This window comes from Streptomyces sp. NPDC127106, from assembly GCF_042677605.1.
Lineage (GTDB): Bacteria > Actinomycetota > Actinomycetes > Streptomycetales > Streptomycetaceae > Streptomyces.
Map to the genome: position 1 here is coordinate 26,534 of NZ_JBHXTC010000024.1, position 7,230 is coordinate 33,763.

Sequence of the window (7,230 nt, forward strand, 5' to 3'; positions counted from 1 at the left end):
CCGGGTTCGCCGCGTCAGCGCCCCAGTAGTCTCAGCGCTCATGGAGCAGAGGCATCTCGGCCGCACCGGCCTACGCGTGTCCCGGATCGGCCTCGGCACCCTGACCTGGGGCCGGTCGGCGGACGGGCCGGACGAGGCGGGAGCCGCCGAGCAGTTGAAGACCTTCTGGGAAGCGGGCGGCACCCTCGTCGACACGGCCGACGTGTACGGCGGAGGCGAGGCGGAGTACCTGCTCGGGCACTTCCTCGGCGGACTCGTGCCGCGCCGGGAGCTGGTCATCGCGACCAAGGCGGGCGGCGTCGCGGATCCGGACCGGCGCTCCGACGGCTCGCGCGGGCACCTGCTGGCCGCCCTGGACGATTCGCTGGGCCGGCTGGGCACCGACTACGTGGACCTGTGGCAGATCCACGCCTTCGACCCGGCGACCCCGCTGGAAGAGACCCTGCAGGCGCTGGACCTGGCCGTGAGCAGCGGGCGGGCCCGCTACGCGGGGGTGGCGGAGTTCAGCGGCTGGCAGCTGGCGAAGGCGGCGACCTGGCAGCTGGCGGTGCCGGGGCGGACCCGGCTGGCGGGCACCCAGATGGAGTACTCGCTGCTCCAGCGGGGCGTGGAGCGGGAGGTGCTGCCGGCGGCGCTGGACCTGGGCGTCGGCCTGCTGCCGTCGTCCCCGCTGGGCCGCGGCGTGCTGACGGGCAAGTACCGGGACGGGATCCCGACGGACTCCCGCGGCGCGTCGCCGGCCATGGGCGCCTTCGTGGAGCCGTACCTGGACGAGGCGGCGGGCCGGATCGTGGACGCGGTGGCCACGGCCGCCCACGGCCTGGCCGTGACCCCGCTCCAGGTGGCGCTGGCGTGGGTGCGGGACCGCCCGGGGGTCGGCGCGCCGATCGTCGGCGCGCGGACGGCCGCGCAGCTGGCGGAGGCGCTGTCGGTGGAGGCGCTTAGTCTTCCGGAGGAGATCCGCCGGGCGCTGGACGATGTGTCGGCCCCGGTGCACCGCTACCCCGACCAGGACTGGAGCACGCTGTGAGTACGGACCGCCACGCCGCCGAGCCGGCCTCCCCCGGCCCGCAGGGCGAGGCCCCGACCGCCCCGGGGGCCACCCCGCCCGGAACCGCCCCGGCAGCGGACCCGGCCCGCGACGAGTCGCCGACGGCGGACGCAGCGAACCCCGCCCCCGCCGCCGAGGCACCGGACGACCCGTCCGAAGCCCCCGGCGCGCCCGGCGGTGCCGACACCGCCGAGCCGCAACCCGATGCCGCCGAGGCGTCCGCCACACCCGGCGGATCCGAGGACGACGGCGCGGGGCCCGAAGCCGACGCCGCCGAGGCAGGGAACGGCTCCGGCGAGAACGCCGCACCCGGCGAAACCACGGGGGACGACGCCGTCGAGGCGGAGGGCGGCTCCGGGGGTCCGGCGGCGGAGGGCGACGCCGCGGCCCCGCAGTTGAGCGAGGCCCAGGCGGAGCTGGCCGCCCAGCGGATGGAGCGCGAGCGCATCGCCCACCGCAAGGCGCAGCGCCAGGGCCCGGTCGAGGCCGGCGCCAAGCTCAGCGGCACGGCCGCCGACCTGCTGGCCGCCGTACGGGCCGTGGAGAGCGGGGAGAAGCCCTCCCCCCGCTACTTCGACGAGGCCCCGGCCGCTCCGCGCAGGCCCGCCCCGGCGCCCGCCCAGGCGACGCCGCCGCGCCCCCGCCCGGCCGCGGCGGCCGCCGCCGACCGGTCCCCCGCCGCCCCGTCCGCGCAGACCGTCGAGGCCGTACGGGCCGTCCTGGCCCGCGGCGGCGCCCCCGAGGGCCTGGCCGCCCCGGCCGCCTCCGCCCTCGGCGGGACCGCCGCCGACGAGCTCGCCGAGAACCCCTGGCGCCTGCTGGCCGTGGCCGGGATCCGCCCGACCCAGGCGGACTCCTTCGCGCGGGCCCTGCTGGGCCCCGCTGTGGGCCCGGGCGACGAGAGGCGGGCCACCGCCCTCGTCGGCTGGCTGCTGGAGCAGGCGGCCCTCAAGGGGCACACCGCCCTGGAGGCGCCCACCCTGGAGTCCGCCCTGGCCCAGTACGGGGTTCCGCAGCCGGCCGAGGCCCTGGAGCTGGCCGTCGCCGAGGGCCTCGTCCTGGTCTTCCACGAGCCGCTGGGCGCGCCCGCCGCGGAGGACGAGGAGCAGCCCGTACGCGTGCTGATGGGCCTGGAGGCGTACGCGCTGGCCGAGGAGAGCCTGGCCGACGGCCTGGCCCGGTTGGCGGGCACCTTCATCGGCGCCGCGGGCACCACGGACGCCGTGGACTGGGCGGCGGCCGCCACCGGCACGGGCGCCGAGCTGATCCGGGCGGTCGCCGCGCACGGCCTGGTCGTGCACACCGGCGGCGAGGCGGCCCGCGCAGAGCCGCTGGCCCTCCTGGCGGCCGCCGGGAAGCTGGGCCTGCGCACGTGCCTGGCCGCGCACGCCCCAGGGCCGGGTGTCGTCACCGTGGCCGGACTGCTGGCCGGGACCGAGGGACCGGAGCGGAACGCGGACGGGCAGTTCGCGCTGGACCTGCTCGTGGTGCTGGACGCGCCGCAGCTGGACGTGGAGAGCGCCGCCGAGCTGGTGGAGTCGGTGCCCGACGGGGCCCGGCTGGTGCTGTCCGGGGATCCGGCCGTGCTCGGGTCGGCCGGTCCGGGGCGGGTGTTCGCCGATGTGCTCGCGGCCCGCGCCTGCCCGCAGCTGGTCTCCCGCGTCCCCGATCCGGGCCCGCTCGGCGAGCTGGTCTCGGGCATCGGGATCGGCGAGCTGAACCAGGTCGAGGCCCCCGGCAAGGAGGTCGTCATCGTCCCCGTGCGCGACGCGGGGGAAGCGGTGCACCGGACCGTGCAGCTGGTGGCCGAGTCGGTGCCGCGGGCCTTCGGCATCGGGGCGGACGACATCCAGGCGATCACCCCGGGCCACGGCGGCCCGTCCGGCACCAGGGCGCTGAACGCGGCGCTGAAGGAGCGGCTGAACCCCGGCCCGGGCCGGTTCGACGGCTTCGACCCCGGCGACCGGGTCGTCCACGTGCCCTCCCCGGGGCGGGCCGTTCCGGGCCGAGTGGTCTCCGCGGACGCGGAGGGCCTGCACCTGGACGCCGCGGGCGCGCGGCTCGTCGTACCGAAGGAGCGGGTGGCGGCGCAGGTGCGGCACGGCTGGGCGGTGACGGCGCACCAGGCCGTCGGGATGCGCTGGCCGGCGGTGGTCGTCGTCCTGCCCGGTGATGCGGCGCAGTCCCTGTCGCGGGACTGGGTGTACACGGCGTTCGGCCGGGCCGAGCGGCACCTGTCGGTGGTGCACGGCGTCGACCAGGCACTGCCGCACGCGGTCGCGGAGGTGCTGCCGAAGCCGCGTACGACCCGGCTGGCGGGCCTGCTGCGGTCGCTGGCCGCGACGGCCGAGGAGCAGCCGGATTGACTTCCGCTCCCCGCCCTACAGGGCGGGGATTCCTGCCACGGTCGTCTGACCGTCTCGGTGGGTTCCTGCTTCTGCGCGCTGTGCCGGTACGAGTACCGGTCTGACCTGCGCTCGACAGGCTGACACCGCCAGTCCGGCGGCCTTGGCGACGTTGACCGCCGCGTTGACGTCCCGGTCGAGGACGGTCCCGCAAGCACCGCACGTCCACTCTCGGACGTGCAGCGGCTTGGGGCCGTCCTTGACGCCGCAGGCCGAGCAGACCTGAGAGGTCGACTCGAAGCGTCCGATGCGGAAGAACCGCCGCCCGTACATTGCGGCCTTGTACTCCAGCATCGCAACGAACGCGGACCAGCCCGCGTCGTGCACGGACTTGGCCAGGCGCGTACGGGCGAGTCCCTTCACCGCCAGGTCCTCGACGGCAATCGCTTGGTTCTCGCGAATGATCTCCGTTGAGAGCTGGTGGTGGAACTCGCGCCGTGCGTCGGCCACCCGCGCGTGAGCGCGGGCGACCTTGATGCGGGCCTTGGTCCGGTTGTTGCTGCCCTTCGCCTTGCGGCTCAGGCGCTGCTGTTCGCGCTTGAGCTTCTTCTCGGCCCGGCGCAGGAATCGGGGGCTGTCGATCTTCGTGCCGTCGGAGAGGATCGCGAAGTGCGACAGGCCCAGGTCGATGCCGACGACCTGTTCGGTCTCGGGAAGCGTCTCGGATTCGGCCTCGACCACGAACGAGGCGAAGTATCGCCCGCCCGCGTCCTTGACCACGGTCACCGTGGAGGGGGCGGAGGGAAGTTTGCGGGACCACTTCACCCGTACGTCGCCGATCTTCGGCAACGACAGGTCTCCGCCGGTCGTGATGTTCCACCGGGCGTTGGCGGTGAACCGTACGGCCTGCCGGTTGTCCTTGCGGGATGTGAACCGGGGTGCGCCCATGCGCGGGCGCTTGCCCTTGCGGCCGTCGAAGAAGTTCCGGTACGCGGTGTCCAGGTCCCGCAGGGACTGCTGGAGGACTACGGCGGACACATCGCCGAGCCAGGCCCGTTCCTCGGTCTTCTTCGCCTCGGTGATCAGCAGCTTGGACAGGTCGCCGGTCTTCGGGAACGGTTCGCCTGCGGCGCGGGCGGTCTCCCGAGCGCGCAGCGCGTCGTTGAAACACGACGCGGGCGCACCCGAACGCCTTGGCCAGTGCGGCGCGCTGAGGACCGTTCGGGTACAGGCGGAAGCTGTACCTCAACTGCATGCCGATCACCGTACTAAAGGTGGTTTATGACTGCACATCAGAACATTCGTACTGGTCGGCACTGTGCTTTCGTCCTTCACGCACATTTGGTTTTCGTGACGAAGTACCGGCACAGGGTCTTCAAGGACACGCACCTGACGCGCATGGAGGAGATCATGCGCGCAGTCTGCCCCGACTTCGAGTGCGAGCTGGTCGAGTTCAACGGCGAGAACAACCACGTCCACCTGCTGGTGAAGTTCCCGCCCAAGGTGGCCCTGTCCAAGCTGGTCAACTCGCTCAAGGGCGTCAGCTCGCGCAGGCTCCGCCAGGAGTATCCGGAGTTGGTCCGGCACTACTGGCGGGCACAGCGGCTGTGGTCCGGCTCGTACTTCGCCGGATCGGTGGGCGGGGCTCCGCTGTCGATCGTCCGCCAGTACATCGAGCAGCAGAATCGTCCGCTCTAGCCTGCGGGTCAGAGCACTTCTCAGAATCGCTTCACCACCGGACTAAAGCCCGATGCACTGCGATTAGTCCCGGTAGCCACCGGCAGCAGCCGCCGGAAAGCCGACGCGGCCCCTGCCCTGCCCGGGCGGGGGCCGCGTCGCCGCTTGCGGCCGCGGAGCGGTTCAGGCGGGGGCGAAGCCGGGCTCGGCCGCCTCGTCGTCCTCGTCCTCCTCCTCGTCCTCGTCCTCGTCCTCGTCGTCGTCGAAGACGGAGCTGACGTCGAACCGGTGCAGTACGTCCTGCGGGTCGGTGTTCCCGAAGGGCGATCCCAGCCACTCCCCCGGCTCCGCGGTCTCGTGCGTGGCGGCGACCCAGAGGGTCGAGTCCCCCTCCTCCAGACCGAAGTCCTTGGCGCGGGAGGCGATTTCGTCGGGCTCGTACTCCCCGAAGAGGACGCCGAGCGCACCGGCGGTGCCTCCGTCGTGGACGAGTTCGGCCTCTCTGTCGTGTGCCGCGACCCGGTCGGCCTGGGCGATCAGCCGCGCGGGCTTGACGACGGTGTAGTCGCGGCGGATGAGCACGCTGAACGCGGCGGGCTCGGCGGGGCCGCGGTACGGGGCTCCGTCCTCGGGCGTGGGGATCTCGAACGGCGTGACCTCGTCGTACCGGTCGTAGAGCAGTTCGTCGTACTCCTCGGCGGCGGCGGCGAGTTCGTTGAATGCGGCGTAGACGGCCGGGTCCTCGTCCCCGATCCTGCTCTCGACCGCGGCGAGGTGACGGTCGATGGCGGCCTTGACCGCCTCGGCGGCGGCGCGTACCTCGGCAACAGTGGGCAGAGCGGCATCAGACATAGTGCAGACGCTATCCGTAGCGGGGCCGTGCCCGCACAATAGATGCGATGCCGGAATACGAATTTGTCGACGTGTACGTGCCCCGCGGGGTTCCCCGCAGCGAGGCGACCCGACTGCTGACCGACCACGCCGAGTACGGGCATTGGGAGCTGGACCGGCTGACCCTGCACCGGGACGGCAGCCGGCGCGTGCGGCTGCGACGGCGGATCATCCGTCAGGTCCGCGCCACGTGGTGACGCGGGCCCCGTGGGCGGGGCCCGCGTCGTGAGGGCCCGTCAGGCCGAGCTGCGGGCGCGCCGGTACAGCAGGGCGCCGGCGATCAGCGTCCCGGCGGCGAGCGGGAGGCCCACGCCGAGGACATCTCCGGCCCCGGTCGCCGCGAGTCCCGCCTGCTGGGCGGGCGCGATCCCGATCCCGGTCCCGGGCTGACCGGGAGTGCCGGGCTGGCCCGGGGTTCCGGGCTGACCGGGCGTACCCGGCTGACCCGGCTGAGCCGGCTGACCCGGGGTACCCGGCTGACCAGGCGTGCCAGGGGTTCCGGGCTGGCCGGGCGTGCTCGGAGTCCCGGGCTGGCCGGGCGTGCTCGGAGTCCCGGGCTGGCCGGGCTGACCCGGCGTGCCGGGCGTACCTGGCTGACCCGGCGTGCCTGGCGTACCCGGCTGACCCGGCGTGCCGGGCTGACCCGGCGTACCCGGCGTACCCGGCGTACCCGGCTGACCCGGCGTACCGGGGTTGCCCGGGTGCTCGCCCTCGTCGCACGGCTCGTCCGGCCCTCCGGGGTGTCCCGGGTGGCCGGGGTGTCCCGGGTGGCCGGGGTGTCCCGGGTGGCCGGGGTTCCCCGGGTGGCCGCCGGGCTTGCCCGGCTTCGTGGGCTTCGTGGGCTTGGCCGGGCTCGCCGGCTTCGCCGATTCGTTGGAACAGCGGTTCCCGAAGGCCGGGTTGAGGCCCCCGACGACCGTGATCGTGTTCCCACAGACGTTCACCGGAACGTCCACGGGCGCCTGGACGTTGTTCCCGGACAGGACGCCCGGGGAGTTCACGGCACGGCCGGACGCGCTGGCGTCCGCGTGCGCGTATCCCCCACCCAGCGCGAGCACACCTCCCGCCGCTGCCATGGTGATCAGGGTCTTCCTGGTGACCGCTGCCTGTCGTCGCATGTGTGTGATCCCCCAGCTGAAAAAGACGAACGGCCGGGCCCTGAAGCCCGGCGGGGGGCGCGGGGTGGGGGGGGGGGGTGGGGGGGGGCCGCTAGTCTTGGGGGGGGGGGGTGTGGGGGGGGTGGGGCGAGGGCGCGGGGGCGGCGCC

At 74.1% G+C, this 7,230-nt stretch carries 6 protein-coding genes and 1 pseudogene; 4 read left to right on the forward strand and 3 right to left on the reverse strand.

Annotation, left to right across the window (positions count from 1 at the left end):
* Positions 1 to 40 precede the first annotated feature (40 nt).
* Positions 41 to 1,030: an aldo/keto reductase gene (locus ACFVGY_RS20745; RefSeq protein ID WP_385679427.1), complete on the forward strand. Its 990-nt coding sequence runs from the start codon at positions 41 to 43 to the stop codon at positions 1,028 to 1,030.
* Positions 1,027 to 3,417 (forward strand): helix-hairpin-helix domain-containing protein, encoded by a 2,391-nt coding sequence (locus ACFVGY_RS20750; RefSeq protein ID WP_385679430.1) that lies wholly within the window; start codon positions 1,027 to 1,029, stop codon positions 3,415 to 3,417. The genes ACFVGY_RS20745 and ACFVGY_RS20750 overlap by 4 nt, the downstream gene beginning before the upstream one ends.
* Before the next feature lie 15 nt (positions 3,418 to 3,432).
* Here ACFVGY_RS20750 and ACFVGY_RS20755 read toward each other — a convergent pair.
* Positions 3,433 to 4,651, reverse strand: a pseudogene (locus ACFVGY_RS20755) (RNA-guided endonuclease InsQ/TnpB family protein).
* A 26-nt stretch (positions 4,652 to 4,677) separates the two neighbouring features.
* Between ACFVGY_RS20755 and tnpA the strand changes: the two are divergent.
* The gene (gene tnpA, locus ACFVGY_RS20760) at positions 4,678 to 5,094 is read left to right on the forward strand and encodes an IS200/IS605 family transposase (RefSeq protein ID WP_385679433.1); all 417 of its coding nucleotides are present in this window, start codon (positions 4,678 to 4,680) and stop codon (positions 5,092 to 5,094) included.
* Positions 5,095 to 5,256: 162 nt separating this feature from the next.
* Here the strand turns inward: tnpA and ACFVGY_RS20765 are convergent, their stop codons facing one another.
* Entirely contained in the window at positions 5,257 to 5,925 is a 669-nt protein-coding gene (locus ACFVGY_RS20765; protein WP_385679436.1) for a hypothetical protein, read from the reverse strand.
* Between the two features lie 47 nt (positions 5,926 to 5,972).
* Here ACFVGY_RS20765 and ACFVGY_RS20770 point away from each other — a divergent pair, with 47 nt between their 5' ends.
* Entirely contained in the window at positions 5,973 to 6,161 is a 189-nt protein-coding gene (locus ACFVGY_RS20770; protein ID WP_360622827.1) for a DUF5703 family protein, read from the forward strand.
* Between the two features lie 39 nt (positions 6,162 to 6,200).
* Here ACFVGY_RS20770 and ACFVGY_RS20775 read toward each other — a convergent pair whose 3' ends face one another.
* Positions 6,201 to 7,082, reverse strand: coding sequence for a chaplin family protein (locus ACFVGY_RS20775; protein ID WP_385679439.1), 882 nt, complete (start codon positions 7,080 to 7,082; stop codon positions 6,201 to 6,203).
* Positions 7,083 to 7,230: the final 148 nt, after the last annotated feature.